Consider the following 24,966-nt stretch of genomic DNA (forward strand, 5'->3'; position numbering starts at 1 on the left):
TTTCTCAAGAGGGGGCGGAAGCCAGCCCGACCAGGAAGGCGACGAAGCCCGCGTAGTGGTCGAAGCCGGCCTGGAACCAGTCGACGTACGAGGCGATGTCGTGCACGTGCAGGAGGATCCGTAGGACGGCGATCATCGGCCAGTCGGGGCCCAGGTCGTGGCCGTACCCGTCGAGGAGCGCCTGGATCAGCCGCTGCCAGGACGGGCCGTCACCGCCCAACTGCCACCGCAGCTCGACCAGCTCGCCGATCACCCAGCCGACGTCCATCCGCCAGTCGCCGACGGCCAGGTCCTCGCCGGTGAGCAGGACGTCGCCCTGCGCCGAGCCGACGATCATCGCGCCCAGCCCGGCGGCCCCGTGCACCAGACCGGTCTGGGCGGCGGCGAGCCGCTCGTAGTGCTCGCGGACCAGCGCCCAGCCGGCCGGGCCCAGTCGGCGGCGGATCATCGCCTGGGCGTACGCCGGATAGGCCTGCTGGTGCCGACCGGCCAGCCAGTCACCGAGCCGCTCGAGTCCGGGTGGGCGCTCCCCGGCCAGCGCGGCCGGCGCCGACACCGCGTGCACCGCCCGCAGCAGCCGGCCCAGGCTGCGCACCGGCTCCACCAGCCCGGCCACCGGACCGTGGGCGAGCAGAGCCTTGGCGACCGACTCGCCACCGTCCACGTAGTAGACGCGAGCCGGGCCGCGTGAGCGGGGCAGCGCCAGCCGGGCGTCGCCGGGCACCCGGATCCGGGCCAGCCGGCGGTGCAGGCCGGGCTCCGGCGGCACGAACGGGCGCGGGGCCCGGGGGCCGGGCAGCCGGCGTAGTACGCCGATGCCGCCCGGTCCGCGTACCTCGGTGGTCCGCAGCAGCGCCGTGCCCCGTTCCGCGGCGTGCCTGGGCGACGTGTCGACGCTCATGACGGCACCGTCCGGATCACCGGCGTGGCCAGCCGCAGCCGGTGCTCGGCGAGATGCTCCAGCACCTCGGGCAGCGGCGGCGGCGCCCACGCCTCGGGTCGTCCGGTGGTCAGACTGACGCCGGTCTGCGGTGCCACCAGCACGATGTTCTCGCGGGTGGAGAGCGTGCTCCAATGTGTCCGGAAGGCGGCGCTGAACATCCCGCCGGGCGGCAGCGCCGGAGCGATCACGATCGGCGCCGCGCTGCACTGGGCGGCCAGCAGCGCCGGCGAGTCGGCCAGGCCCAGGGCGAGCCGGGCGATGAAGTGCAGCGTGGCCGGGTAGACGACGAACGCCTCGGCCCACTCGGCCAGCTCGACGTGGCGGGCCCGGTGCTCGTCCGGCGGCCACTCGTCGATGAGCACCTCGCCGTGGGTGCGCCCGGCCAGAGCGGCCCGGGTCACGAACCGCTGGGCGCTGCGGGTCACCACGGTGGTGACCTGGAGCTCGGGATATTGGGTTCGCAGCCACGACACCCAGAACGGCATGCCCGCGGCCGCGGCCGACCCGGTGACCACCAGCACCAGCCGCTGGAAGTCCAGCACGGGCGCCTGCGGTGCGGCGAGATCGGTCATGACGACACCTCCCTCAGGACCTTCTCCAGCTCTTCCAACGTGGGCTTGACGCCGAACCGGGCGTACGTCGCGGTGGTGTTCAGGACGATCTCGTCGACTCCGGCGTCGGCGAACTCGCGCAGCCGATCGGCGACCTGCCCGGGGGTCCCGGCGAGGAACGCCCCGCCCTTGAGGACCTGCTCGGCGGCAGCCCGCTTGTCCGCGGTGTCGACATGGATGCCGCTGCGGCGCAGCATGTCCCGGTAGTGCGGGAGCGACAGATGCCCGGAGTTGGCGGTCAGTACCGCGTCGCGCGGGTCCGACCCGGGCCGGTCCAGGGCGATCGGGACGATCGCCACCACCCGCGGAGTGGGCCGCCCGGCCGCTTCGGCGCCCTCCCGCAGTGCCGGGATGACGGTGTCCGTCAGGTACGACGCCGGCGTCAGCCAGGTGATCGCCACGTCGGCGGTCTCGCCGGCCACCCGGGCCATGCCCGGCCGGAGCACGCCCAGGCCGACCTCGACCGGTGGGCGGGGCACCCGGGACAGCCGGGCCTTGCAGGTGAAGAACTCGCCGGGCGGCGGGGCGGGCTCACCGTCGAGCAGACCCCGGACGATGGTGACGTACTCCCGGACGGCCTGGAGCTGGCTGCGGTACGGCGCACCGAGCAGCCCGTCCTGCAGAACAGTGGCGCCCGGCCCGAACCCGGCGACCACCGGGTGCCCCATCGTGACGGCCAGGGACTGAGCCTGCAGCGCGGCGTCGTACGGGTGACGGAACGGCATGAGCGTGACACCCAGCCCGACCGGCATCCGGAACCCGCTGGCGGCCAGGTGGGTGAAGGTGTGGTGCGGCTCGTGCAGGGTGGCCTGTCCCTGCCACAACCGGTGGGCGGAGCTCCACTGGGCGAAGGCGCCGAACGGCAGCGCCTGCTCGGGACGGGTGGGTGCGAACGGCAGCAGGATGGAATAGGTGCTCATCGGAGTCCTCCCGGGGTCACACGTGGGCCAGGGCTTGCGCGTCGACCAACTCGGTGTAGCGCTCGCAGCGGTTCAGCAGGTCGTGGTGGCTGCCCTGGTCGGCGACCCGGCCGTCGTCCAGCACGATCACGTGGTCGGCCTGCCGCACGGTGGAGAGCCGGTGTGCGACCACCAGGACCGCGTGGTCGGTGGCCAGCTCGTCGACGACCTCGCGGAGCCGGTGTTCGTTGACACCGTCCAGATGGGAGGTGGGCTCGTCCAGCAGGATCAGCCGGGAGCCGGAGAGCAGCGCCCGGGCCAGGGCGAGCCGCTGACGCTGGCCACCGGAGAGGTCGAATTCGCCTCCGAGGACCGTGTCCAGCCCGTCCGGCAGATGACCGATCTCGTCGAGCAGTCCCACCCGGTTCAGGGCGGCCCGCAGCTCGGCCTCGCCGGCCGGGCGGTCCGAGCCCAGCGTCAGGTTGGTACGGATGCTGTCCGGCAACAGGGTCGCCGCCTGGTCCACGTAGGCGATCTCGGACCGCAGCCGGTCGAGCCGCCAGTTCTGCACCGGCTCACCGAAGACCGAGATCAGGCCCTGCTCAGCGGAGAGGAAACGCAGGATCAGGTTCAGCGCGGTGGACTTGCCGGAACCGGAGAGGCCGACAACCGCGGTGAGGCCACGAGACGGCACGTCGAAGGAGACGTCACGCAGGACGGGCCGTGCGTCGTACCCGGCGGTGACCTGGTCGAACTTCACGGCGGGGGCGGAAGCGACCGGCTGTGCCGCAGCGACGGCCAGGTCGTCGCCGTCCTCCCGGGGCAGGGCGAAGATCTCGTCGAACCGCTCGCGGGCGGCCAGGCCCATCTGCAGACCGGTCACCCCGGACGCCGCCATCAGCAGCGGAGCGGCGAGCTGGAGGAGGTAGAGCAGGAAGGAGACGAAGGTGGCCAGGGTCAGATGGCCGCTGAGCAGCCGGGCGCCACCGCCGATCACCACCGCGGCGAGCGCGATCTGCTGACCCAGATTGATCACCGGGACCAGCAGCGACTCCATCCGTGCGGCCTTGATCTCCAGGTCACGCAGGCGGGCGGCGCTCTCGGCGAGCTGCTCCCCGACGACCGCCTCGGCCCGGTTCGCCTTGATCACGGTGATCGCGTCGATCACGCCGACGAACCGCTGCACGAAGCCGCCGACCTCGATCTGGACGCTCTGGTAGGTGCTGCGCAGCCGGCGCACCACGACCACCACGATCACCGCCGCCACCGCGAAGGCCGCCAGCGTGATCAGCAGCAGGACCCAGTCCAGCAGGCCCATGATGACCAGCGTGCCGAGCAGGGTGACCCCGGCCATCGGCAGCTGGACCGGCCCGATGTCGATGAGGGCCTTCAGCCGGGCGGCGTCCATGGTGAGTCGCGCGGCGAGGTTACCGCTGCCCTGGCGGCGGAGGTCGGCCATCCGCAGCCGCAGCGAGTGGTCCACGGTGCGGACCCGCAACCGGTAGATCAGCTGCTGGCCCATCCGGCCCAGCAGGTAGGTGGCCAGCGCCCCGGCCGCGGCGGTGCCGAGACCGGTGGCGATCAGCAGCCCGGTCAGCCCGAGCAGCGCCTCGTCCGACTGAATCGCCGCGACCAGCCGGCCGACCAGCATCGGCACGGCCAGCGACGAGCTGGTGGAGACGAGGACCAGGATCGCGATGAGCGCCACCTGGATCCCGTGGCCACGGGTCAGTTCCCGGAGAATCTTGAGCCGTTCGGGCATGACGACGGTCCTTCCTGTGTGGGGGAGTCAGTGCCGGGCCGCGCGGAGGGCCTGGCGAACCTTGATGACGCCGCCGTACTGGAGAAGCCCTCCGGTGTAGACCCGGCTGCCGATGGCGAGCAGGGCCCCGACGGCGGCGACGGTCAGCGCCAGAGCGACGGCGACCTGCCAGAACGGCACGGAGCTGTAGGCCATGCGGACCGGCATGGCGGCCCAGGAGAGACCCGGGATCATGGAGACCACGGCCAGCGCCGGCGAGGCGGGCGCCGTGATGGCGAGGATCGGGCCGATCGTCGTGGCCATCTGGATCATGCTGACCGGGCCGGTGACGTGGTTGACGTCCTCCTGGCGGGAGGCGAGCGAGCCGGCCACCGCGTACAGGGTGACGAAGAGCAGGTAGCCGGGGATGAACCAGAGAAGCACGTTGAGCGCGGTGCCGAGGATCTCGGCGGGCGCGGTGAACAGCCCGGCGACGGTCGCCCCGGCCAGGGCCAGGCCGAGCATCACCGAGATCTGCACCAGGGCCGCCACGCCCAGCCCGAGGATCTTGCCGATCAGCAGCTGACGTGGGGTGACCTTGGCCAGCAGCAGCTCGACGATGCGGCTCGACTTCTCCTCGGCGACGCCTTGGGCGATGCCGAGGCCGGCCATGAACATGAGCAGGACCAGGGCGATGACCGCCACGCCGGCGGTGATGGTGCGTTGCTGCACCCGGGCGGCGTCGGCATCCAGAGCGGTCACCCGCATCGCCGGCAGGGCGATGTCGGCGGGTGCGGCGTTCAGCGCGCGGAGACGTTCCTGATAGGTGACGGTACGGAAGGTGTCGGCGAGGGTACGGCCGAGGTCGTCGGGCAGTTTGCGCAGCACCACGATCTCGTCGCCGATGATCGCCACGTCCGCCTTCTGCTCACGGACGGCCGTCCGGGCCGCCTCGGCATCGGCCAGTTCCGTCACCGGCAGTCGTGCCCGCAGCGCTTCGGTCAGCGCGCCCTGCCCGGCCGGAACCGCCACGGTCGGCTGCTCGGTGTCCCGGTCGAGCATCGTGCTGAGGCCCAGGCTGAGCGCGGCCAGCAGGGCGGTCGCCAGCAGCGAGGACCAGAAGTTCTTGTTGCGCAGCTGCTGGGAGATCTCCCGGCCGGCCACCGCGCGGATCAGCGCGATCGCCCGCCCCCGCGGCGGCGTGGTCGTGGTCGGGGTGGAGCTGGTGACGTGGACCGATTCAGATCGGACGTCGACGCTCATGCGGTCACCGCCTCGCGGAAGATGTCGGACAGGGAGGGATTTCGCCAGCCGAAGTGCTCGATCCGGCCCATGCGGCGGACCGCGTCCAGGACGTCGTCCGGGTCGGTGCCGTCGGTCAGTTCGAACGAGACGAGGCCGTCGTGGTCGTCGACGCGTCGGACGCCGGGCACGCTCTCCGGCCAACCGGCCTCGGCGCCCTGCAGGGAGATCTGCAGCAGCCGGCCGGACACCTTGGCACGCAGCTCGCCGACCGTGCCCTCGGCCACGATCCGGCCGCCACGGATGATGCCGATCCGGTCGCAGAGTCGATCGACCAGATCGAGTTGGTGGCTCGAGAAGAGCACCGGGATGCCGTTGCGGGCCTGCTCCAGGAGCACGTCCGCCATGGCGTCGACGGCCACCGGGTCCAACCCGGAGAAGGGCTCGTCGAGCACCAGCACCCGCGGCTCGGCGATCAGCGCGGCGATCAGCTGGACCTTCTGCTGGTTGCCCAGCGACAGTTTCTCCAGCGGGTCCTTCGGAGCCATCACCACGCCGAGCCGTTCGATCCACTCGGCGGCTCGGCGAGACGCCTCGGCGGGGCGTACACCACTCAGCTTCGCCAGGTAGACGAGCTGGTCGACGGGGCGCATCTTGGCGTACAGCCCACGTTCCTCGGGCATGTAGCCGATCTGGGCTCGCAGGCCGGCGTCGATCGGCCGCCCGTCGATGGTGACCGTGCCGCTGTCGGCGGGGTGCACCCCCAGGGCGATGCGCATCGCGGTCGTCTTGCCGGCGCCGTTCGCCCCGCAGAATCCGTAGAGCTCCCCGGGGCGTACGGCGAGGGTGAGTTCGTTGAGCACCCGCTTGGGGCCGAAGCTCTTGACCACTCGATCGAAGTTCAGCATGGTGTGACTCCTCAGGCGAGGGTGAACTCGAGCAGCGAGCGCACCTGGGTCACCGGTCCACGCCAGCTGACGCGCAGCCCGGCCGCCTCACCGAGACGCTCGAGCTGTTCGACGCTGCGGACCGGGGCGGGCATGGTGGCGCGGAGGTAGAGCTCGAAACCGGCGGTCTCGAGGCTGCCGCTCACGCCGACGGGCAGGTTGACCTCGGCCAGCAGCACCTTGCCGCCGGGGCCGGCCGCCTGGCCGCAGTTCCGGAGGATCGTGATCGCCTGCTCGTCGTCCCAGTCGGCCAGGATTGCGGAGAGCAGGTACACGTCGGTGCCGGTGGGCAGCGGCTCGAAGAAGCTGCCGACCACGGCCTCGGCCCGGTCGGCCAGCCCGGCGTCGGCGATGGCGCGGCCACCGACCTCGGCGACGTTCTTCAGGTCGAGCAGCCGGCCGGTCAGGTGCGGGTGGCTGCGGAGCAGCTCGATGAGCAGCGCTCCACCGTGGCCGCCGACGTCGGTGACGCTGCGCACGGACGACCAGTCGTAGCCCTCGACGATGATGCTCGCGTCCCAGCCGATCGGGTTGCGGGCGTTGGCCTCCAGGGCCTCGATGAACTCGGGGTTGTTGTTGATGTCCTGCCAGTAGCCGGCGCCGAAGACGGCGGCGTGGCTGGGCTGGCCGGTACGCACCGTGTGCAGGACGTTGACCAGGGCCAGGTCCTGCCGGCCGAAGAGGCCGTCCATGCTGAGCAGGCCGCGGATCCCGGACGGGTCGGTGTCGAGCAGCGGCTCGCCGAGCGGGGCGAGGGAGTAGCCGCCGTCCTCGGCCCGGTTCAGCAACTCCAGTCCGGCGAGCCGGCGCAGCAGCATGTCGAGCAGCTCGGGGATCGTGCCGGTCACTTCGGCCAGCGCGTCCGTACGGTCGACACCCGCGGCGATGTGATCCGCCAGCCGCAGGGTGGCGGCGGCCCGGATGATCGACGGGGTCAGCAGGTCGGTCAGCGATCGGAGGCGTTCGTGGTGGGTGAGGGTGGTGGTCGACATCTCTTCCGTCCTTGGGGTTCGGGCGGGGTGCGGCCCGAGCGGGCCGCACCCCGTGCCTGATGCTGCGTCAGCAGCCTTCCGCGATGGTCTTGCCGGAGAACTGGCTGACCATCCAGCTGGCGGTGGCGGCGGCGGCGCAGGGAGCGGTCGTCGCGGGGGCCTCCGCGGCGGCCGCCACGTTCAGCTCGTCGGTCTCGCTGTAGACGAGGTAGCCCTCGATCAGCTCGCTGAGGTTCTCGTTCTTCTCCATGGGTCTCCTTCTCTCGTTCTCGAATCGGTGGGGGTTCGTCAGCAGACGAACTCGTAGGTGGCGCCGGAGACGGCGCTCGCGCCGGCCGCGCACCAGGTCGAGCTGGCCACCGAGGCGGCGCAGACCGGGGAGGTGGCGGGCGCGTCGGACGCGGCCGACAGGTTGAGCTCGTTCGCCTCGGCGTAGGTCTCGTACTGCGCGACGAGGTCGACGATCTCGGTGTTCTCGATGCTGTTCGACATGGCGTCTTCCTTTCGGTGATGGATCGCAGCTCCGTTGAGCTGACGACGGAGGGTGCGTGTACTCGCCCCCGGTACTCAGCTCACCGGCCGGGCCGGGTGGTGGCGGCGGCGAACCGCCGCCCCACCCGGGGCCCGTGGCTCAGCAACCCTCCGCGATGGTCTTGCCGGAGAACTGGCTGACGATCCAGCTCACGCCGGCCGCGCCGCAGGGGGCGCTGGTGGCGGGGGCGTCGGCCGCGGCCGAGACGGCCAGCTCCTCGGCGCCGGTGGTGTACGCCTCGTAGTTGGCGACGAGCTCCATGACGGTGTCGATCTGCTCCATGGGATTACCTCTTTCTGTGTGTGGGTTTGTGTCGGTTTACTGGGATGGGGAAGGGGTGGGAGTTTCGTCAGCAGACGAACTCGTAGGTGGCGCCGGAGACGGCGCTCGCGCCGGCCGCGCACCAGGTCGAGCTGGCCACCGAGGCGGCGCAGACCGGGGAGGTGGCGGGCGCGTCGGACGCGGCCGACAGGTTGAGCTCGTTCGCCTCGGCGTAGGTCTCGTACTGCGCGACGAGGTCGACGATCTCGGTGTTGTTGTCCATTGAGGACTCCTTTCATAGTGGTTTGAGCGGAAAACAGGGGATGCGTACACTCGTCCCCTGCGATCTGCTCAAACCGGGGTTTCGGCTCAGTCCGGGAATGGACTGGAGCTCGTGTTGCGGGCCGGCCGGACCGGGTCGATCCCGGCCTCGGCGAAGGCCTCCGACAGTGCGTCCTCGACGGAGTCGCCGTCGGCGAGCAGCGCGGTGGCCAGGGCGGTGGCCCGGTGCTGCCCGAAACTCAGGCCCTTCATGGCGGAGCGCGAGTCGTCCGGCTCCCAGGCGACCGCCACACCGGGACCCAGCGGCTCGGTGAAGACCGACGTCGCCTCACCCAGGCCGGGCTGGTCCCGGACCGCTTCCGCCACCCGGTGGGCGGCCGGCCACCAGGGCCGGTCCAGATAGACCACCAGCGCGTCACGGCGCGGATAGAGCAGACGAGAAGACAAGATCTTGGCGCGGTACGGGACACCGTCGTCCTCGAGCACCCCGAGCACCCGGCCGAACACCTCGGCGGCCGGCTCCCAGGCGGTGAGGTGCACGTAGACGCGCAGCATCTCGGACCGGCCGGGCTGCGGCGTCGAACCGTCGACCAGGAAGAAGCCGGGTGAGAGCGCGGGGCGCATGGCCGGGACGGTCAGGTCGACGAACGGTCCCGGATCGGTGTCCGGCACCGCGGTCGCGGGCGCCCAGACCCGTACCCCGTCCCGCTCGACCAGCACCAGCTCCCGGCCGTTGTTCGCGGTGCGCCGGGCGCCGTGATACCGGGCCCGTACGGTCGTGCCGCGATGCGGCATCGCCGCGGCGAACCGGCTCTCGAGCTCGTCGTCACGCAGCCGGAACGGCAGCTTGTTCTTCTCCACGTGCTGACCGGCGTGCAGCACGTCATAGATCGCCTCGGCCAGCAGACGTCGCAGCTCGCGGGGACTCTCCGACTCGACAGTGCGGTCACCGACCGTCGCCGACGTGCGGTCCGGCGCGACGGTCACCGAGTCCAGGGCCAGGTGGAGAGCGGAGGGGATCCGCCAGGTGGTCACAGTCATCAGAGGTCTCCGAGTCCGAGGGTGTCGATGAACTTCTCCGGCTGGAGCAGCACTCCCCGGCCGATGCCGGCGGCCGCGCGCTCGATCCCGGAGAGCCGGGAGGCCCGGGAGGCGCCGGCCATCAACCGGTCCAGCAGGTGCCAGCCGGCGAAGGCCGCGGCGCGTGCCGCGAACCGGTCGTCGACCTCCGGCCGCGCGGTCCGGTAGCCGCGCCAGAAGTCCCGGACCAGCGGCATCAGGCGCTGCATCTTCGCCACGCCCCGGCTGAGCACCATCTCGTGGGTGAGCTCCAGGTCGACGAAGACGGTGTCGCCACGAGTGGTCACGATGTCGAGTACCGAGCGGTAGAGCCACTCACCGGCGAAGGAGCCCACGTCACGGGCGCCGTCGGCGAGCCGGAACTCCTCCCAGTCGGTCAGGTAGACCGTGTCGCCGGTGATCAGCAGCTGGTCGACCCGTAGGTCGCAGTGCGTGGGCACCAGTGGCGCCTCGGCCTCCCACTCGCGCAGCCGGGTCACGGCGCCACGCAGATCGGCGTCCTGTTGCATCAGGCGCCAGCCCTGCAGTTCGCCGAAGCTGAGCGAGTCGAAGGTGGCCGGTGACAGACCGTGCAGCGCTTCCAGCGGAGGCTGGTACGGCACCGACCGATCCCAGTCGGCGTCGGCCGCCGGGACCGCCGTGTGCAGCTGCCCGACCGCAGCACCGATCGTGGTGGCCAGGGCCGCGTCGAAGGTCTCGTCGACCATCAGCTCGGCGCCGTTGCGGGCACCGTCGACCAGCTCGAACACCACCAGGGCGGCGTCCCGGTCGTACCCCAGGAAGTCCGGGCCGCGCAGCGCCTCGGCCGGCAGGTCCGGTGCCCAGAGATGGAAGGCGAGCAGGCGCTTCATCCGCCGCTCCACCTCGGCCGGGTCGGAACCGACGAGCCGCTTGACGAACACCGAGCGGCCACCGGTGGTACGGCCGGCCCAGGCGTCGTTGCGGCCGACCGGCGCCGCCAGGGAGTCCCGGTCGAAGGCCCCGAGGCCGAGCCGTGCGAGCAGAGCCTCGACGGCCGGGTGTCGATCGAGATCGACCGGCGTGTATCGGGGCCGCTCCGCCTTCTTCTCCGGCAGCAGCGCGGTGTTCGATCCCACTGTTACCCCTTCCGTACGTCGCGGGTGCTTCATCGGGTGGTCCTCGACGACCCGCCGTTGCGGCGGCGCTTCGTCATGTCCAACTTTCTACGGGCACTCCGGCGGTCGATGGAACCTCTTATTCAAAGCTTTGAATCAGCTCCTTTCCGGTATTGCCAAATCTCGCCGGGTTCCTATTATCGGGCGCCCATTCGGACCCTGATTCCACATATTCGATTTCACTCATTCAGTGGCGGAGATCCATGCCATCTATGTGCGGCAGCGCCCCGACCAGGGAAGTCGTCGCCGTGAGCCTGCTCTCGGCCGCTTCTACCAGGCCGCATTCAAGTCTCTTATGCACGCTTGGTTGCCACCTTCAGTGGTGGGTAGAACTGTTCTCATCGACCTGAGCAAACACGAAAGGAGGCGCACCGATGCGATCGAACATCGCGCTCATGTCCGTTCCGCTGCACGCCCATGTGAATCCGATGCTGGGAGTTGCCGCTGAGCTCGTCGACCGCGGTCACCGCGTGACGTTCGCCTCCGGCGGGGCCTTCGCCGCGCTGATCGCCGAGACCGGTGCGACCCCGGTGCCCTACCTGTCGGGCTTCCCGGCCGACGGGGCGCCCGGCGACGGCTGGCTCGCCGCGACCGGCGACGGCCGGCAGACCGCCCGGCGGTTCGGCAGCGAGCGCGATGCCGCCTTCCCGCAGCTCGTCTCGGCCTATGGCGCAGACCGGCCGGACCTGATCGTCCATGACACGGTCACCGCGTTCGCGCCTCAGCTCGCCGACTTCTGGGGTGTGCCCAGGGTGCGGTTCTCGCCGACCCACGTCTTCCAGCCGGCCGATGCGGAACCGATCGTGCCCACGGTTGTCGCCATCACCCGATCCCTGCAGGCCGATGTGGACCGATTGGGGCCGGAGCACCTCTTCGTAGGACCGGTGCCGTGGTCACGGCGTACCGGCGGGAACTGGATCGCACCGACCGATCGGCGGGTGGCACTGGTGTCCCTCGGAAGCGGCCATCACGGCCGCACCGATGCGCCGCTCCGCTGCGCCGAAGGGTTGGCCGCCGCGGGCTGGCACGTCGTGCTCGCCCTCGCGAACGGGCCCGACGGCGCGTTCAGCCGTGTGCATCTGCCACCCGGCGTGGAGGTCCATCATGGTCTGCCGCCGGCCCGGGTGCTGGAGCATGCCGGGGTCATCGTCACCGCGGGCGGGGCCGGCGACGCTCTGGACGGGCTGGCGTACGGCGTGCCGCTCGTGGTCGTCCCGGAGGGGATCGAGCAGTTCCTGACCGCGGCCCGTGTCCAGGCCCTCGGCGTGGGCCGGATGATCACGCCGGAGCGGTTCTCCGCTGCGGCGGTCCGTGTGGCGGCCGAGGAGCTCACCGGTGACGCCGCGACACGTACCGCCCTGGACACGATGCGGGCCGAGATCCTGCTCTCCGGAGGCGCGTCTGCTGCGGCCGACCTCATCGAGAAGCAGCTGGCATGAGGACCTCCTGTCATCTTCATGACATTCAAGTCATCGAGCCGGTGACTCCCTGAACCGCCACCTGGACGGACGCCTTCCCACGGGGCTGTCCGTCCAGGTGGCCCATAACGGCCCGGACTCGGCGTCCCCCGGTGGATTCGGCCCGGAGTATCGTGCAGAATCGGCCGACCGCATCCGCAGAATCAGCGACATGAATTGCAGGTAGTCCACATGGCCACGCAGATTGTGCAGCCCGAGTTCGGGCGCCGTTTGCGGCGTCTGCGCATCGAGCGTGGAATGTCGCAGCGCGATCTTGCCGTGGGTGTGGTCAATCAGTCCTACATCTCGCTGCTGGAGAAAGGTGCCCGCGTTCCGACGCTGGAAGTCGTCAGCCATTTGTCCGAGGTGCTCGGCGTGCCGGTGGACGAGCTGGCCGGTGTCGAGACCGGCTTCGGGCCCCCGGCCGCGGCGCCCGGAGTGACCGGCACCGAGCTGGCCCGGGAGCTGATCGTCAGCAGCGCCGTCGACCAGGGCGACCTGTCCCGGGCCGAGCAGGTGTTGACCGGTGCCCTCCAGGAGGCCAGGCGCGATGGGCAGCCGGCCGCGATGCTCAGTCACGGGCTGGCCCTGGAACGGATCCTGGAGCAGCGCAACGATCGCGCCGGGCGGTACGAGTTGCTCACCGAGCTCGTGACGGTGGCCGAGCGGGCCGGTGTGCCGGAGGCGCTGGTGCGGACCCGGATCGCGCTTGCCGCGGCGGCCCGGGACGTGGGCCGGCTCACCGAGGCGTTCACCCACATCGAGCAGGCTCAGACGGAGATCGCCGACACCGCCTTCGTCGGCGGCAGTGAGCACGTCCGGCTGTACGCCGTACACATCTCGATCCTCAGCGACGCCGGAGGCGGAGCCGAGATCACCCGCATCGTCGACCGGATGGTGGCGATGGCGGCCGAGGTGAAGAGCCTGACCATCTCCGGCCGGGCACACTGGGTGGCGAGCATCGCCATGGCCCGCATCGGCGAGGTCGAGCGATCGCTGGAGCATCTGCGGTCGGCCCGGGAGATGCTGGCGCACCCGACCACGTCGCTGCGGGACTGGGCCCGGTTCTCGGTGGCGGCGGTGTCCGCGCTGATGGACGCGGACGCGGAGCTGAGCGAGATCACCTCGCGGATGGAGGCCGCCCGGGCCGCGATGGCCGCCTCCGAGACCGCGGCGACGCCGTCGGCCGCCGCGAGCCTGGAGGTGCGGTATGCGGTGGCGACCGGCGATCCGGAGCGGGCTCTGGAGATCGCGGCCACCGTCGACGAGACCGATCTGTCCGGCATCGAGCAGGTGCGTTTCGTGCTCGCCATCGGGCGCGCACAACGGCGCTGCGGCCGGACCGAGGAGGCCGTGGCGTCGCTGCGTCGGGCGGCTCAGCTGGCCGAGGGTGCGGCCGCGTACCGGCGCGCCAGCCAGATCTGGCGCGAGGCGTCCGAGGTCGCCTGACTCCCGGTTCGGCTGACTCCCGGTTCGGCTGGCCGCTGGCCCGGCTGACTCCCGGCCCGGCTGGTTGCCGGGGCTGTCCGAAGCCTTTGCCGGCAGCCCTGACAACCAGCCGACAGCGAAACGGCCCCCGCGCGCTGCGCGGAGGCCGTTTCGGTAGGAAGGTCGCGGCTCCCTCGCTGCCGCGGCCGACCGGATGTGTTCCGGGACGGGTGTTTCGGTGATTACCAGGGCCAGTCTTCGACGATCGGCAGCTTCGGGTTGAGCGGGAGGCCCGGAAGGCCCGGGACATCGTTCGGGACGACGACGGGCTGGGTGGCGCCGGTGGCCGAGGTGGTCTGTTCCGGGGCGGTGAGCTGCGTGCCGGTGAAGGCGATCGCGGCGGCCGCGAGGATGGTCGGCATCACCAGGTGGCGCGGGTTCTTCGTCATGGCTCAATGTCTACCGGTCCGGGCTCGGCCGGGTGGTCCCTGTATCGAAATCTTTGCGGATGATCGGCTACGGGGTGGCGGACCGGGGTGGGGTGCATCGTAAGATCGCCCGCCGCACGGAACCCGGGCGAGTGTTTCGAAGGTTTCAATACGGTATTGAGCGCCGGTAACCGCGTTGTTGCAATTGTCCCGGCAGCGACCACGGCATCGATGTTCGTCGTACGCCAAATGCCTCGATCAGGGGCGTGCTGCCTAAATTGCCGGATCGGTATCGGAGGTTGGTCATGTCCCTTTCCCGCCATTTCCGTCGCGTTCTGACCGCCGCGGTGGTGATGACTGCGACGGCGGTCACCACGGCCGCGCCGGCGTTCGCGGCGTCCGTCATCCCGTCGAGCTGGACCGCGTCGTACGCCGGTGCCCAGGTCGGCGGCACCACCACCTATGTGCAGGACCCGTTCGGGGTCCAGCGGACGGTGACCGTGAAGGGAGTCATCAAAACGGGCTCGGCGACCGGTTGCCTCCAAGCCGTGATCGACGCTCAGGGCGCGTCCTGGACGTCGCCGGCGACGTGCTCGGGTGGCACGGCGCAGTCCTTCCTCACCACGTTCCGAGCGGTGACGATCGGCCAGGCGCCGACCGTGCGCCTGTGCTCGGCGTCGAGCACGACGGCCTGTGGTACGGCCGTTCCGCTGTGGTGACGCATACCTGATTCCTCCCCCGATGAGCGAGCCCAGTCATGAAATATGACTGGGCTCGCTCGTTGTATGACGGGTCGAGCTGGTGGAAAGTTTGCTGTGAGAGTCCTGAGAAGCGCTCCTAGCTGGGAAAACGTGGAGACGGTCGAGTGATGACAGTGATTGACGATCCGGCCCCGAGATATTACGCTCATGACTGCACAGCGATGACAGAAGTCAACTGATCGGGATCGAACGTACGGGGGTCGAAATGAACGAGCGTGAACTCCTAGCCTTCGTGGCGGTCGCGGAGCATGGCCGGATGGACCTCGCCGCCAAGGCGCTGGGCTACTCGCAGCCGGCGGTCAGCTACCAGATCAAGTGCCTGGAGATGACCCTCGGCACCAAGCTGTTCGTCCGTACCTCCTCGGGTGTGAGCCTCACCCGCAGCGGCGCGCTCATGCTGCCCTCGGCGCAGGCGGTGCTGACCCTCATGCGCGGCATCAAGGCGACGACCGGAGACCTCGCACTGGTCGCCTGACCATGCTGCTTGGACGTGACGCTAAGCCCCCGGGAAACGAGGCCCGGGGGCTTCGCCGTGCACGGGGCCGGCCGGCGAACAGCGGCCGGACCGCGTCGGCCGGCGAACGGTGGTCGGACCGCGTCGGCCGGCGAACAGCGGCCGGGCCGCGTCGGCCTGCGAACGGTGGCCGGACCGCGTCAGCCCGTGAACAGCGGCCGGACCACGAAGTAGAAGACGCACGCGAAGAACGCGGCCGCCGGGAACGTGGTGATCCAGGCGATCACGATGTTGCCCGCCACGTTCCAGCGGACCGCGCTGAGCCGCTTCGTCGCGCCCACCCCCATGATCGCCGAGGTGATGGTGTGCGTCGTGGAGATCGGCGCGTGCAGGACCAGGGCGTTGAAGTAGAGCACCGAGCTGGCCACGGTCTCGGCCGCGAACCCCTCGGACGGCCCCAGGTCGATGATCTTGCGGCCGAGGGTGCGGATGATCCGCCAGCCGCCCGCGTAGGTGCCGGCCGCCAGCACACCCGCCGACGTCCAATACACCCACTCCGGGATGTGCGTCGAGTCCGACTGGAACCCGCCGGTGTAGAGCGCCAGCACCACGATGCCCATGGTCTTCGCCGCGTCCTGCATGCCGTGCCCGATCGACATGCCTGCCGCCGAGACGGTCTGTGCCCAGCGGAATCCGCGGTTGAGCCGCCCCGGGTGCCCGCGCCGGAAGGTCCACATGATCGCGATCATGAAGATGAAGCCGAGCAGCAGCCCCACCACGGGCGACACCACCATCGGGATCAGCACCTTGTTGATGATGTTGTCCCACTGGACCTCGCCCACGGTGGCGAAGAGCGTGGCACCGACCAGGCCGCCGAAGAGCGCGTGCGACGAGCTGGACGGCAGCCCGAAATACCAGGTGATCAGGTTCCAGGTGATGGCGCCGAGCACCCCGGCGAAGACGATGCCCAGGCTGGGGATCCCGATCGGCAGGTCGACCAGCCCGTCACCGACCGTCTTGGCCACCTCGGTGCCCAGGTGGGCGCCGATGAAGTTGCCGACCGCGGCCATGGCGAGGGCCACCCGTGGGGTGAGAGCGCGGGTGCTGACGCTGGTGGCGATCGCGTTGGCGGCGTCATGGAAGCCGTTCGTGTAGTCGAACGCCATCGCCGCGAGGATCACCGCCACGACGGCGATGAGTTCGGGATCCACGCTCTAGGACTCCTTGACCGCGATGGTCTCGATGGTGTTCGCCACGTGCTCGAAGGCGTCGCAGGCGGCCTCCAGCTCGTCGACGACCTCCTTCATCTTCAACACGGTCAGCGCGTCGTACTCCCCGGAGAAGAGCCGGACCAGCAACATCCGGTACGCCCGGTCGCCGTCGTTCTCCAGCCGGTTGATCTCGATCCAGTACTCCTCCATGCCCTTCAGCGAGCGCAGTTTCGGCATCGCCTCGGCGGTCACCTTGGCCTGCTGGTCCAGCACGGTGACCAGTTCGTGCATCTCCCGCGGCAGCGAGGGCAGATCGGTCAGGCCGTAGAGGTAGAGCAGGTTGCCGGCCGCCTCCAGGTGGTCCATCACATCGTCCAGCTGGGAGCCGAGCGAGTAGATGTCCTCCCGGTCGAACGGGGTGATGAAGGTGGAGTTGATCTTTTTGTAGAGCTCGTGGGTGATCGAGTCGCTGTCGTGCTCCACATCGCTCAGCCGGTCGGCGACCGATTGGACGTCCACGCCGGGCAGCGCCAGCTCGTTCAGCAGCTCGGTGCCTTTGACCAGGTTGTAGGCCGCCCTGGTGAACAGTTCGTAGAAGGCCCCCTCGACGGGGCGGAATGAGAACTTCACGGCGCGGACCTCGATCGACGGGCTTTATGAATGGATCTCCGAACGCATGCTATCGGTCCACGCGGGTTCACCCTTCGCGACGGCCCTTAAACCGCCTCGTGACGATTCACTGAACGTGGCGCGTTGGGGCGCGGTGCGGAACGGCGAACCGCCCTGGTCGGAACGTGTGGCAGCGGCGTGCCGGCGGTCGGGGTGCGGCGCAGATGCCGGGCCAGTCCGGTCAGGTCGGTGTCGGCGATCACGTCCACACCCGCGGCGCCCAGCTCGGTCCAGACCGCGGCGCGCGCCCGGCGGGAGCCGTCCGACAAGCCCGAGAAGCGGACGGTACGGCCATCCGAGTGCGCCGCCCGGACCAGTGCGTGCAGCTGGTGCCGTTCCTCGGCGGTGATCGGCTCACGACCGTCCCAGCCGAACCGTCGCGACCACGACTCGCTGACCATCGGGGCGAGTTCCGGCGGGGCCGAGCGGGAACCCAGGTCGTCGAAGGTGCCGTCGGCGAACGCGTACCGCTCGGTCTGTGCGGTGAGCAGCTCGCGGACGTCGATCACGCCGGTCACCGTGACGGTCACCGCGCCGGGGGTGAGCGCACCGTCTCGGCACCGGCTGAGCAGGCCCGCGTGGTCGCGTAGCTGCCGGTCCAGCATCCGGTAGGCGCGCAGCAGCGTCTCCGGGTCGCGACTCGCCCCGCCGAATTCGATCACCAGCCGGAACGGCGCCCGCTGGTCCCGCCACAGCCGTCCACCCGCCGCCCGGGCACGGGCGAAGAGCGGGGCCAGGACCAGCCGGCGCAGGGTACGGCCGGGTTGCGGCCCACCCGGCCCGAGGTACAGCTCGCCGTGCGGGCCGGGCACCACCCGGACGGTCATGCCGGCCAGCCCGAGCCGCAGCACGGCGGGCAGTGGGTCGGTCGAGTCCGGGCCGGTCAGGGCATGTCCGGTGGCGAGGAACGGGCGGATCCGGCGCAGGTACGCGACCGAGACCGCGCCGCCGGCTCCGGCCAGCCCGGCCAGGCCGCCCGCGATTGTCGCCATGTCCTGCACCGCGCACCGTCCGATTCGTACTTTTTGGGTAATTCATACTGTGGCACAGCTGATACCCGTAGACCGGGAATGTCGCGCAGAATTCGTGTCATGCCGTCACCGTCCGCGGTCGAGTTCGAGGACCAGCGCTCGTACCTCATGGCCGTCGCCTACCGCATGCTCGGCAGCCGCGCCGAGGCTGAGGACGCGGTCCAGGAGGCCTGGCTGCGCTACGCGCAGCAGAGCGAGGAGATCAGGGATCCGCGGGGGTGGCTCACCACGGTCACCGCACGGATCTGCCTGGACCAGCTCAATTCCGCTCGGGTACGCCGTACCGCGTACCCCGGTGAGTGGCTGCCCGCCTTCGTGATCGAGCCGGACGCCGACCCGGCCCACCGGGCCGAGCTGTCCGATCAGGTCAGCGTCGCCCTGCTGGTGGTGTTGGAGCGGCTCACCCCCGAGCAGCGGGTGGCGTTCGTCCTGCACGACGCGTTCGCGGTGCCGTTCGACGAGGTCGCGGCGGTGCTCGACAGCACACCGGCGGCGGCCCGACAGCACGCCTCCCGGGCCCGCAAAGCCGTCGCCGAAGGGGGCGTCAGGCACACCGCCGGGTTGGCCGAACAGCGACGGGTACTCGACGCGTTCCTGGCCGCGGCACAGAGCGGCGACATGCGTACCCTCGCCGCCGTGCTCGCACCCGATGTCGTCGCCATCGGCGACGGCGGCGGAATGGTCCGCACCGCCCTGCGTCCCGTACTCGGCGCCGACAAGGTGGCCCGTTTCTTCGTCGGGCTGCTCACGCACAAGCTGGCCGATCTCACCGATCTCAAGGCCGAACCGGTCGTGGTCAACGGCTCCGCCGCGATGATGCTGCAGGGCACCCGCCCGGACGGCAGCCGGCTCGTCGTGGTGAGCGCGGTCGCGGTCGACGACGGCCGGATCACCGGCATCTTCAACCAGCAGAACCCGGAGAAGATCAGCTGGGGGTGACCTCGAGCAGGTGCTTGCGGTAGTGCGAGGCGAACGGCTCGGTGCCGTCGCCGAGCGCCGTGATCAGATGGCGGGACGCCGCGAACGCGTGCTCCACCAGGTCGTCCGGGTAACCGAAGGCGACCCGGTGCTCGGCGAACTCGTCCTCGTCGCGGAGCTCCACCAGACCGGTCTCGCGGCGCCGGACCGCGTCCAGATCCAGGTCGATGATGTGAACCGTGTCACCCTCCCAGCGGGCCGGGGTGGTGATGTCGCAATACACCTCACTGGTCCGCGGGGGTGGGTTGAACATCCCCGTCCACCAGGCGTGATGCGGGATGAGCAGGACGAACGGGATCTGCTCGACCGAGGGGCGGCCGTGGTAGACCGACGCGGTGCCCCGGGTCACGCCGACCCAGACACCGAGGTCGTCCTCGGCCAGACGACGGGCCGGGTAGTCACGATGCGCCGAACCGTCGTACTTCGTGTAGATGACCCGGACCATCTCGCTCGGCATGGGTTGCACCCTAGCGGTGACCCGGATATGTCGGTGGTGGCGGGTACGGTTCCTCCGTGCCCCCAGCCAGTAAGAAGAAGGCAACCGCCGAGCAGATTCTCGCCGCCGCCGTCGGGGCCGTCCCCGGCGGATCCGCCCGCCCCGGCCAGCAGGCCATGGTCGAGGCGATCGACAAGGCCGTGAAGGACAAGGAGCATCTGCTCGTCCAGGCCGGCACGGGCACCGGCAAGAGTCTCGGCTACCTGACACCGGCCCTGCTCGTCGACGGTCCGGTGGTCGTCTCCACCGCCACCCTCGCCCTGCAGAACCAGCTGGTCGAGCACGACCTGCCCCGGCTCGCCGAGGCGGTGCAGCCGGTGCTCGGGCGCAAACCCACGTTCGCCGTGCTCAAGGGCCGGCACCACTACCTCTGCGCGGCCAAGCTGGAGCACGCCGACGAGGAGGGCCCCACCGACACCCTCTTCGACGCCGAGCCCGCCGCTCCCAAGGCCGGCCAGTGGCTCGGCGAGGGTGCCCGGCTCGGCAAGCAGATCCTGCGGATCCGGAAGTGGTCGGAGAAGACCCAGACCGGTGACCGTGACGAGCTCGACCCCGGCGTCGAGGACCTCGCCTGGCGTCAGGTGTCCATGCCCGCACGTGACTGCGTGGGCGCCGGCCGTTGTCCGTATGGTGCGGAGTGTTTCGCCGAGGCGTCCCGCGCCCGGGCCCGCGAGGCCGACATCGTCGTCACCAACCACAGCCTGCTCGCCGTCGACATGATCGCCGGCCGGCAGATCGTCCCACCGCACAAGCTGCTCATCGTCGACGAGGCACACGAGCTGGCCGACCGGGTCTCCTCGGCGGCCCAGGCCGAGATCACCCCCGAGGTGGTCGAGCGGGCCGGCCGCCGCTCCCGCACCCTGATCACTCCCGCGGCCGCCGAGTCCCTGGCCGAGGCGGCCGACGCGCTCACCGTCAGCCTCGCCGACATCCCGGCCGGGCGGCTCACCGACGGCCTGCCCGAGCGGCTCCGGCTGGCCGTCTCGATGGTCGAGTCGGCCACCCGGGCCGGTCTCACCGCGATCGGCGAGATCAAGTCGGATGATCCCGACCCGGTCGGCAAACAGCAGGCCAAGGCGGTTCTCGACGAGCTGTCCACGACCTCGCAGCGGTTGCTGGAGGAAAACTCCTACGACGTCGCCTGGGTGGAGAAATCCGACATGGGCACCGGGCGGCGCGCGCTCGTGGTGGCGCCGCTCTCGGTCGCCGGCACCCTGTCGGAAAACCTGTATGCCGACCGGACCGTGGTGGTCACGTCGGCGACGCTGACCCTGGGCGGCCGGTTCGACACGGTGGCGCGTTCACTCGGCCTGCCGGTCTCCGCGCCCGGCCCGGCCTCGGGCGCGCCCTCCTCCGGCGACGGCTGGACGTCGCTCGACGTGGGTTCCCCGTTCGACTACCCCAAACAGGGCATTCTGTACGTCGCGGCGCACCTGCCCCGGCCGGCCGCCTCCGGCCTGCCCGACGCGGCCGGGGCCGAGCTGCTCCGGCTGGTGGAGGCACTCGGGGGGCGTACTCTCGGGCTCTTCTCGTCGAGGAAGGCCGCGACCCAGGCCGCCGAGCTGCTCCGCGCCAAGACCGACCTGCCGATCCTGCTGCAGGGCGAGGAGACCTTGCCGATCCTGGTCCGCAAGTTCAAGGAGGACCGGGCCAGCTGCCTGTTCGGCGTGATGTCCCTGTGGCAGGGCGTCGACGTCCCCGGCGACTCCTGCCAGCTGGTGGTCATCGACCGCCTGCCGTTCCCGCGCCCCGACGAGCCGCTGGCCGCCGCCCGCGCCGCGGCGGTCGACGCTTCCGGTGGCTCCGGGTTCTCCGCGGTCAGCGTCCCGATCGCCGCGGTCCGGCTGGCCCAGGGCGTCGGCCGTCTGATCCGCTCCACCGGCGACAAGGGGGTGGTGGCGGTGCTGGACTCCCGCTTGGAGACGGCCCGAGGCTACGGCTCCTTCCTCCGGAAGTCCCTGCCCCCGTTCTGGTACACCACTCGTCCCGACGTCGCCGAGGGAGCCCTGCGCCGCTTGGCAGACACCTGACCCACCCGCCCCGGTGAGCAGGTCACGTTCAGCATCCGTCTCCGTGGAACTTCACCAGATCGGCGTGCGGTCTGCCGAGCGGTCGGGTGTGAGCTTGTGGCGCTCGGCGAGGATGGGCGGCAGTCAACGGGACTACGGCTGGATGGGTGATGGGTTTGTTGCTGATCGCGTGCACGTTCCTGGTCGACCGGACCGGGGCGGTGCTTCTACAACTGCGGGACGACAAGGCGGCCTACTGCCCGAACGTGTGGGGGTTGCCGGGTGGCGCGGTCGAGGAGGGGGAGACCGCTGAGGAGGCTGCCGTCCGCGAGTTGTGGGAGGAGACCCGGTTGCGGCCGGATGGGCCGTTGCGGCTCTTCGCGCAGCAGGAGCTACCCGCCCAGGGCGGTCATCAGGGCCGGGTCAAGAGCTACTTCTTCGGTACGACCTCCGCGGTCCAGGACGACGTGGTCCTCGGCGAGGGCGCGGCGATGCTCTTCATCCCGGCCGCCGAGGTACTGGACCGCCCCTTCACCCCGGGCAGCGCCGAGATCATCGAACGCTTCCTAGCCTCCCCCGAATACGCCGCCCTCGGTAGGTCTCATGCCGGTCATCCGCAAAGATGAGGCTCGCCGATTTCGCCACGACTAGTAGGCGTGCTTAAACTAGCTCCATGACGAGAAGAGGGTCGGGCTTTTCGAGTTCATCCAGTGCGTCCATCAGCATCGCGGCATACCGTGGGCACATGGCTGGCGTCGAGAGTGAGGCATCGCGTCGAGCTCGGGAAACCGAGCCGGTGACCGTGGATCTGGCGAGGAAGGCGCTGTTCGCCGCCCGAGCCGCGGCCCAGGCCAAAGGTGTGTCGCTGTCCGAGTGGCTGTCTCGAGTGGCTTGGGAGCAGGCTGTCGTGGAGGCGGCCGAGACCAGCGCCGAGCAGTGCAGGCTGCACCCCGACGAGCCACCGGGTTGGGAGGACGCGGCTCTCGATCGCATTCTCGACCAGGACGCGGCGTGAGGCGAGGAGAGGTTTGGACAGTGGTTCGTCTCGGCCATGAGCGCAAGGTCGTCATCGTCGGAAATGACGTGCTCAATGGTCGCAATGACGGGGTGCTCGTCGTTCCCATCTCCGACGTTCACGCGCCCGATCTGATCATGCCGTCGGTGCACGACAGCGAGGGCAAGCCACTGGGGACGTTTCTCACCCATCGCGTCGGTCAGGTGAGCAAGACATATCTCACGACACGGTTCACTGCCCTGGACCAGGCAAGCCAGGAGAGTGTCGATATCGCGTTGCGGGCGGCGCTCGATCTCTGAGCGCTGCGTGTCACCATGGCTGCCGTGACGGGGCCGGAGTATGGGTATCCGCCGCCGCAAGGTCCGGGGCCGCGGCGGCGATGGCTTCCGGTCGTGGTCGGGGTCTGGGGTGTGGTGCTGCTCGCGGCGGTCTTCTGGTCGGTGCGCAACGATCCGCCCACCGTGCCCGAGCAGCGGGATGTCGGGCAGGCTTCAGCCGTGCTCCGGGCCGCCTCGGGGGCGGTCGTCGCGGCCGCCCAGGACGAGCGGTGGGTGCTGGGTCTCGGTGCGTTGCGGGTCGAGAAGTGTTCGATCACCCCGGTGTGGGACGGGCAGGAGGTCAGCCGGGAGGTGACCCTCTACGTGCCGGACGGTGACGCGCGGACGACGCTCGACACGGTCGCCGCCCGGTTGCCCGCCGAATACCGGGCCGGAGTGGTCGACACACGCGGGGGCACCCGGCTGTCGTTCTTCGCCGACGCCGGGGAGAGCGTAGGGGTCGACGCCGAGGCGCACTCCACCGACCAGGTGCTCCGACTGCGCGTCTTCACCGGCTGTCGCCCCGGCGTGGACGATCTCGACCGGGCCGACCCGGCCACCGGTCCCGTGCCGTCGACGCTCGACGCCGTGGTCACCGAGATCACCGCAGCCGACCCCGGAAGCCCGCCCGGTCCGAGCACCCCGAGTGGAAGCCCGGCCGCTACGTCCGGCCCGAGCGGAAGCCCGCCCGGGGCGACAGGCGGGAATTCGGTGGGGGAGAGCAGGGCGGTCGTCTGTGCGGGCGGGGGGACGATCTCCACCTTCGTGCGGGACGCCGGGCCGGCCGGCACTGACGACGGGCCGCGTGGTGTGCCGGAGGGGACGGTGCCGGTCTGGGCGGACGCGGGCGGGTGGGCGTACCGCGTGGGGTCCGAATCGGTCGTGGTGACGGTGGAGCAGGGGCGTTATCGGGTCAGCGTGACCACCGGGTGTCGGGCCGGCTGAAAGCCGGTCAATAGACGAGAGCCTGGGCTCCGTCCGACATGATCTCCTCGACGAAGACCGCGGCGCCCGCGATCCGGATGCCCGGGATCACGTCGGCGGGGGTGATCTCGCGGCGGGCCGCGCACTGCGTGCAGGCGGTGACCCGGCCGGCTTCCAGGAGGAGTTCGAGCAGGTCGGGCAGCGGGGCGGCGTGGGCCAACCGGAAGGTCGCGGCCCGGCCGGGCAGGGCGAACCAGGTGGACTCGCCGGTCAGCCACAGCGACACGCCGACTCCGGCGGCCGCGGCGGTGCTCGCCACGTTGAACGCCTGGTTGCAGCGCTCCGGCGCGTCGGCTCCGGCGGTGGCCTTGACGACCAGCAAACGTGCCATACCGGCCAGCATAAGATGGGCCGGTCATGGTTACGGAGATCGGGTTCGTGAGTCTGCTGGTGGCCGCCCTCGGTGGGCTGGCCGGCGGCTTCGGCTATCTGGCAATGCGCATTTCGAGGGGACGCTGGTGAGCAACGAGACGGAAAACCCGCTGGGCCCGCCGCCGTGGCTCAACGCTCCACCGGTCGAGGGCTACCCCTATGAGGACACCCACGACCTGCGGTCCGGCCCGGATCTGCATCCGTCGCTGCTCGGGCTGCTGCCGTTCGTCGGGTTGTGGCGTGGGCGTGGGCAGGGCGGGTTCCCCTTCGAGGACGACTACAACTTCGCTCAGGAGATCCGGCTCAGTCACGACGGCCGGTCGTTCCTACGCTATGAGTCGCGGGCCTGGCTGCTCGACGACGAGTCGAAGCCGATCGGGCAGGCGCTCGTCGAGTCCGGGTTCTGGCGTCCGGTGCTGGTCGACGGGCGGCCGGGCGACGAGATGGAGGCCACGATGATCCGGCCGGACGGCGTGGCCGAGCTCTACCTGGGCAAAGCGGCCACGACCCGGCTGGAGATGGTGGCCGACGCGGTGGCGTATACGCCGTCCGGCCTGCACGTCACGGGTGGTCAGCGGCTGTTCGGGATCGTCGAGGGCGCGCTGCTCTACGCGCACGAGCTCGCCATCGACAACAGCGGTCTGAAGCCACACATGTCGGCACGTCTGCTCCGCATCGGCGGCTGAAGTC

At 70.4% G+C, this 24,966-nt stretch carries 31 protein-coding genes; 12 read left to right on the plus strand and 19 right to left on the minus strand.

The window, feature by feature from the left end:
• Nucleotides 1–4: 4 nt before the first annotated feature.
• The 13 genes from Q0Z83_RS46035 to lxmK all read right to left on the minus strand — a co-directional run bounded on the left by Q0Z83_RS46035 (nucleotide 5) and on the right by lxmK (nucleotide 10,627).
• On the minus strand, nucleotides 5–901 hold the full coding sequence (locus tag Q0Z83_RS46035; RefSeq protein WP_317789869.1) for a phosphotransferase family protein: 897 nt from the start codon (nucleotides 899–901) through the stop codon (nucleotides 5–7).
• Nucleotides 898–1,515, minus strand: coding sequence for a flavoprotein (locus tag Q0Z83_RS46040; protein WP_317789870.1), 618 nt, complete (start codon nucleotides 1,513–1,515; stop codon nucleotides 898–900). The genes Q0Z83_RS46035 and Q0Z83_RS46040 overlap by 4 nt, the downstream gene beginning before the upstream one ends.
• Complete coding sequence (locus tag Q0Z83_RS46045; RefSeq protein ID WP_317789871.1) at nucleotides 1,512–2,474, minus strand: LLM class flavin-dependent oxidoreductase; 963 nt, start codon at nucleotides 2,472–2,474, stop codon at nucleotides 1,512–1,514. Before Q0Z83_RS46045 ends, Q0Z83_RS46040 begins: the two co-directional genes overlap by 4 nt.
• Before the next feature lie 16 nt (nucleotides 2,475–2,490).
• Nucleotides 2,491–4,215 carry an ABC transporter ATP-binding protein gene (locus Q0Z83_RS46050; RefSeq protein WP_317789872.1) on the minus strand — a complete coding sequence of 575 codons (1,725 nt, stop codon included), beginning with the start codon at nucleotides 4,213–4,215 and terminating at the stop codon, nucleotides 2,491–2,493.
• Nucleotides 4,216–4,242: 27 nt separating this feature from the next.
• On the minus strand, nucleotides 4,243–5,457 hold the full coding sequence (locus tag Q0Z83_RS46055) for an ABC transporter permease (protein ID WP_317789873.1): 1,215 nt from the start codon (nucleotides 5,455–5,457) through the stop codon (nucleotides 4,243–4,245).
• Nucleotides 5,454–6,344 carry an ABC transporter ATP-binding protein gene (locus Q0Z83_RS46060; RefSeq protein ID WP_317789874.1) on the minus strand — a complete coding sequence of 297 codons (891 nt, stop codon included), beginning with the start codon at nucleotides 6,342–6,344 and terminating at the stop codon, nucleotides 5,454–5,456. The genes Q0Z83_RS46055 and Q0Z83_RS46060 overlap by 4 nt, the downstream gene beginning before the upstream one ends.
• A gap of 11 nt (nucleotides 6,345–6,355) precedes the next feature.
• Nucleotides 6,356–7,375: a methyltransferase gene (locus Q0Z83_RS46065; protein WP_317789875.1), complete on the minus strand. Its 1,020-nt coding sequence runs from the start codon at nucleotides 7,373–7,375 to the stop codon at nucleotides 6,356–6,358.
• Nucleotides 7,376–7,442: 67 nt separating this feature from the next.
• Entirely contained in the window at nucleotides 7,443–7,625 is a 183-nt protein-coding gene (locus Q0Z83_RS46070) for an LxmA leader domain family RiPP (protein ID WP_317789876.1), read from the minus strand.
• Between the two features lie 38 nt (nucleotides 7,626–7,663).
• Nucleotides 7,664–7,867, minus strand: a complete 204-nt coding sequence (locus tag Q0Z83_RS46075; RefSeq protein ID WP_317789877.1) for an LxmA leader domain family RiPP — start codon at nucleotides 7,865–7,867, stop codon at nucleotides 7,664–7,666.
• Nucleotides 7,868–8,006: 139 nt separating this feature from the next.
• On the minus strand, nucleotides 8,007–8,189 hold the full coding sequence (locus tag Q0Z83_RS46080) for an LxmA leader domain family RiPP (protein ID WP_317789878.1): 183 nt from the start codon (nucleotides 8,187–8,189) through the stop codon (nucleotides 8,007–8,009).
• Between the two features lie 67 nt (nucleotides 8,190–8,256).
• Complete coding sequence (locus tag Q0Z83_RS46085) at nucleotides 8,257–8,451, minus strand: LxmA leader domain family RiPP (protein ID WP_317789879.1); 195 nt, start codon at nucleotides 8,449–8,451, stop codon at nucleotides 8,257–8,259.
• An 86-nt stretch (nucleotides 8,452–8,537) separates the two neighbouring features.
• Entirely contained in the window at nucleotides 8,538–9,491 is a 954-nt protein-coding gene (locus Q0Z83_RS46090; protein WP_317789880.1) for a T3SS effector HopA1 family protein, read from the minus strand.
• A complete protein-coding gene (gene lxmK, locus Q0Z83_RS46095) occupies nucleotides 9,491–10,627 on the minus strand; it encodes a class V lanthionine synthetase subunit LxmK (protein WP_317789881.1) in 1,137 nt (378 codons plus the stop codon). Before lxmK ends, Q0Z83_RS46090 begins: the two co-directional genes overlap by 1 nt.
• A gap of 413 nt (nucleotides 10,628–11,040) precedes the next feature.
• Between lxmK and Q0Z83_RS46100 the strand changes: the two genes are divergently transcribed.
• Nucleotides 11,041–12,105, plus strand: a complete 1,065-nt coding sequence (locus Q0Z83_RS46100; protein WP_317789882.1) for a nucleotide disphospho-sugar-binding domain-containing protein — start codon at nucleotides 11,041–11,043, stop codon at nucleotides 12,103–12,105.
• Nucleotides 12,106–12,315: 210 nt separating this feature from the next.
• Nucleotides 12,316–13,572 carry a helix-turn-helix domain-containing protein gene (locus tag Q0Z83_RS46105; protein ID WP_317789883.1) on the plus strand — a complete coding sequence of 419 codons (1,257 nt, stop codon included), beginning with the start codon at nucleotides 12,316–12,318 and terminating at the stop codon, nucleotides 13,570–13,572.
• Nucleotides 13,573–13,793: 221 nt separating this feature from the next.
• Here the strand turns inward: Q0Z83_RS46105 and Q0Z83_RS46110 are convergent, their stop codons facing one another.
• A complete protein-coding gene (locus Q0Z83_RS46110; protein WP_317789884.1) occupies nucleotides 13,794–14,000 on the minus strand; it encodes a hypothetical protein in 207 nt (68 codons plus the stop codon).
• Between the two features lie 284 nt (nucleotides 14,001–14,284).
• Here Q0Z83_RS46110 and Q0Z83_RS46115 point away from each other — a divergent pair, with 284 nt between their 5' ends.
• Together Q0Z83_RS46115 and Q0Z83_RS46120 are read left to right on the plus strand one after the other, a co-directional pair.
• On the plus strand, nucleotides 14,285–14,698 hold the full coding sequence (locus tag Q0Z83_RS46115) for a hypothetical protein (protein ID WP_317789885.1): 414 nt from the start codon (nucleotides 14,285–14,287) through the stop codon (nucleotides 14,696–14,698).
• A gap of 247 nt (nucleotides 14,699–14,945) precedes the next feature.
• Nucleotides 14,946–15,215 carry a LysR family transcriptional regulator gene (locus Q0Z83_RS46120; RefSeq protein ID WP_317789886.1) on the plus strand — a complete coding sequence of 90 codons (270 nt, stop codon included), beginning with the start codon at nucleotides 14,946–14,948 and terminating at the stop codon, nucleotides 15,213–15,215.
• Between the two features lie 179 nt (nucleotides 15,216–15,394).
• Here Q0Z83_RS46120 and Q0Z83_RS46125 read toward each other — a convergent pair whose 3' ends face one another.
• The 3 genes from Q0Z83_RS46125 to Q0Z83_RS46135 form a co-directional block, all read right to left on the minus strand.
• Entirely contained in the window at nucleotides 15,395–16,405 is a 1,011-nt protein-coding gene (locus Q0Z83_RS46125; protein WP_317789887.1) for an inorganic phosphate transporter, read from the minus strand.
• A 3-nt stretch (nucleotides 16,406–16,408) separates the two neighbouring features.
• A complete protein-coding gene (locus Q0Z83_RS46130) occupies nucleotides 16,409–17,035 on the minus strand; it encodes a DUF47 domain-containing protein (RefSeq protein WP_093619689.1) in 627 nt (208 codons plus the stop codon).
• Between the two features lie 86 nt (nucleotides 17,036–17,121).
• Nucleotides 17,122–18,066, minus strand: coding sequence for a PI-PLC domain-containing protein (locus tag Q0Z83_RS46135; RefSeq protein WP_317789888.1), 945 nt, complete (start codon nucleotides 18,064–18,066; stop codon nucleotides 17,122–17,124).
• A gap of 99 nt (nucleotides 18,067–18,165) precedes the next feature.
• On the opposite strand from Q0Z83_RS46135, the gene sigJ reads away from it, so the two are divergent.
• A complete protein-coding gene (sigJ, locus tag Q0Z83_RS46140) occupies nucleotides 18,166–19,044 on the plus strand; it encodes an RNA polymerase sigma factor SigJ (RefSeq protein WP_317789889.1) in 879 nt (292 codons plus the stop codon).
• Here the strand turns inward: sigJ and Q0Z83_RS46145 are convergent.
• Nucleotides 19,031–19,540 carry a DUF402 domain-containing protein gene (locus tag Q0Z83_RS46145; RefSeq protein ID WP_317789891.1) on the minus strand — a complete coding sequence of 170 codons (510 nt, stop codon included), beginning with the start codon at nucleotides 19,538–19,540 and terminating at the stop codon, nucleotides 19,031–19,033. The genes sigJ and Q0Z83_RS46145 overlap by 14 nt on opposite strands.
• 155 nt (nucleotides 19,541–19,695) lie before the next feature.
• On the opposite strand from Q0Z83_RS46145, the gene Q0Z83_RS46150 reads away from it, so the two are divergent.
• The 5 genes from Q0Z83_RS46150 to Q0Z83_RS46170 all read left to right on the plus strand — a co-directional run bounded on the left by Q0Z83_RS46150 (nucleotide 19,696) and on the right by Q0Z83_RS46170 (nucleotide 23,865).
• Nucleotides 19,696–21,609, plus strand: a complete 1,914-nt coding sequence (locus Q0Z83_RS46150; RefSeq protein WP_317797311.1) for an ATP-dependent DNA helicase — start codon at nucleotides 19,696–19,698, stop codon at nucleotides 21,607–21,609.
• 149 nt (nucleotides 21,610–21,758) lie between these two features.
• A complete protein-coding gene (locus tag Q0Z83_RS46155; RefSeq protein WP_317789892.1) occupies nucleotides 21,759–22,214 on the plus strand; it encodes an NUDIX domain-containing protein in 456 nt (151 codons plus the stop codon).
• A gap of 119 nt (nucleotides 22,215–22,333) precedes the next feature.
• The gene (locus Q0Z83_RS46160) at nucleotides 22,334–22,603 is read left to right on the plus strand and encodes a hypothetical protein (protein WP_317789893.1); all 270 of its coding nucleotides are present in this window, start codon (nucleotides 22,334–22,336) and stop codon (nucleotides 22,601–22,603) included.
• On the plus strand, nucleotides 22,600–22,902 hold the full coding sequence (locus Q0Z83_RS46165) for a type II toxin-antitoxin system PemK/MazF family toxin (protein WP_317789894.1): 303 nt from the start codon (nucleotides 22,600–22,602) through the stop codon (nucleotides 22,900–22,902). Before Q0Z83_RS46160 ends, Q0Z83_RS46165 begins: the two co-directional genes overlap by 4 nt.
• A 24-nt stretch (nucleotides 22,903–22,926) precedes the next feature.
• Entirely contained in the window at nucleotides 22,927–23,865 is a 939-nt protein-coding gene (locus tag Q0Z83_RS46170) for a hypothetical protein (protein ID WP_317789895.1), read from the plus strand.
• 7 nt (nucleotides 23,866–23,872) lie between these two features.
• Here Q0Z83_RS46170 and Q0Z83_RS46175 read toward each other — a convergent pair whose 3' ends face one another.
• A complete protein-coding gene (locus tag Q0Z83_RS46175) occupies nucleotides 23,873–24,247 on the minus strand; it encodes a DsrE family protein (RefSeq protein WP_317789896.1) in 375 nt (124 codons plus the stop codon).
• A 14-nt stretch (nucleotides 24,248–24,261) separates the two neighbouring features.
• Between Q0Z83_RS46175 and mtfM the strand changes: the two genes are divergently transcribed.
• On the plus strand, nucleotides 24,262–24,366 hold the full coding sequence (mtfM, locus tag Q0Z83_RS46180; protein WP_043533180.1) for a small membrane protein MtfM: 105 nt from the start codon (nucleotides 24,262–24,264) through the stop codon (nucleotides 24,364–24,366).
• Nucleotides 24,363–24,962, plus strand: coding sequence for an FABP family protein (locus Q0Z83_RS46185; protein ID WP_317789897.1), 600 nt, complete (start codon nucleotides 24,363–24,365; stop codon nucleotides 24,960–24,962). Before mtfM ends, Q0Z83_RS46185 begins: the two co-directional genes overlap by 4 nt.
• Nucleotides 24,963–24,966 lie beyond the last annotated feature (4 nt).

This window comes from Actinoplanes sichuanensis (genome assembly GCF_033097365.1).
Taxonomy (GTDB): Bacteria; Actinomycetota; Actinomycetes; order Mycobacteriales; family Micromonosporaceae; genus Actinoplanes; species Actinoplanes sichuanensis.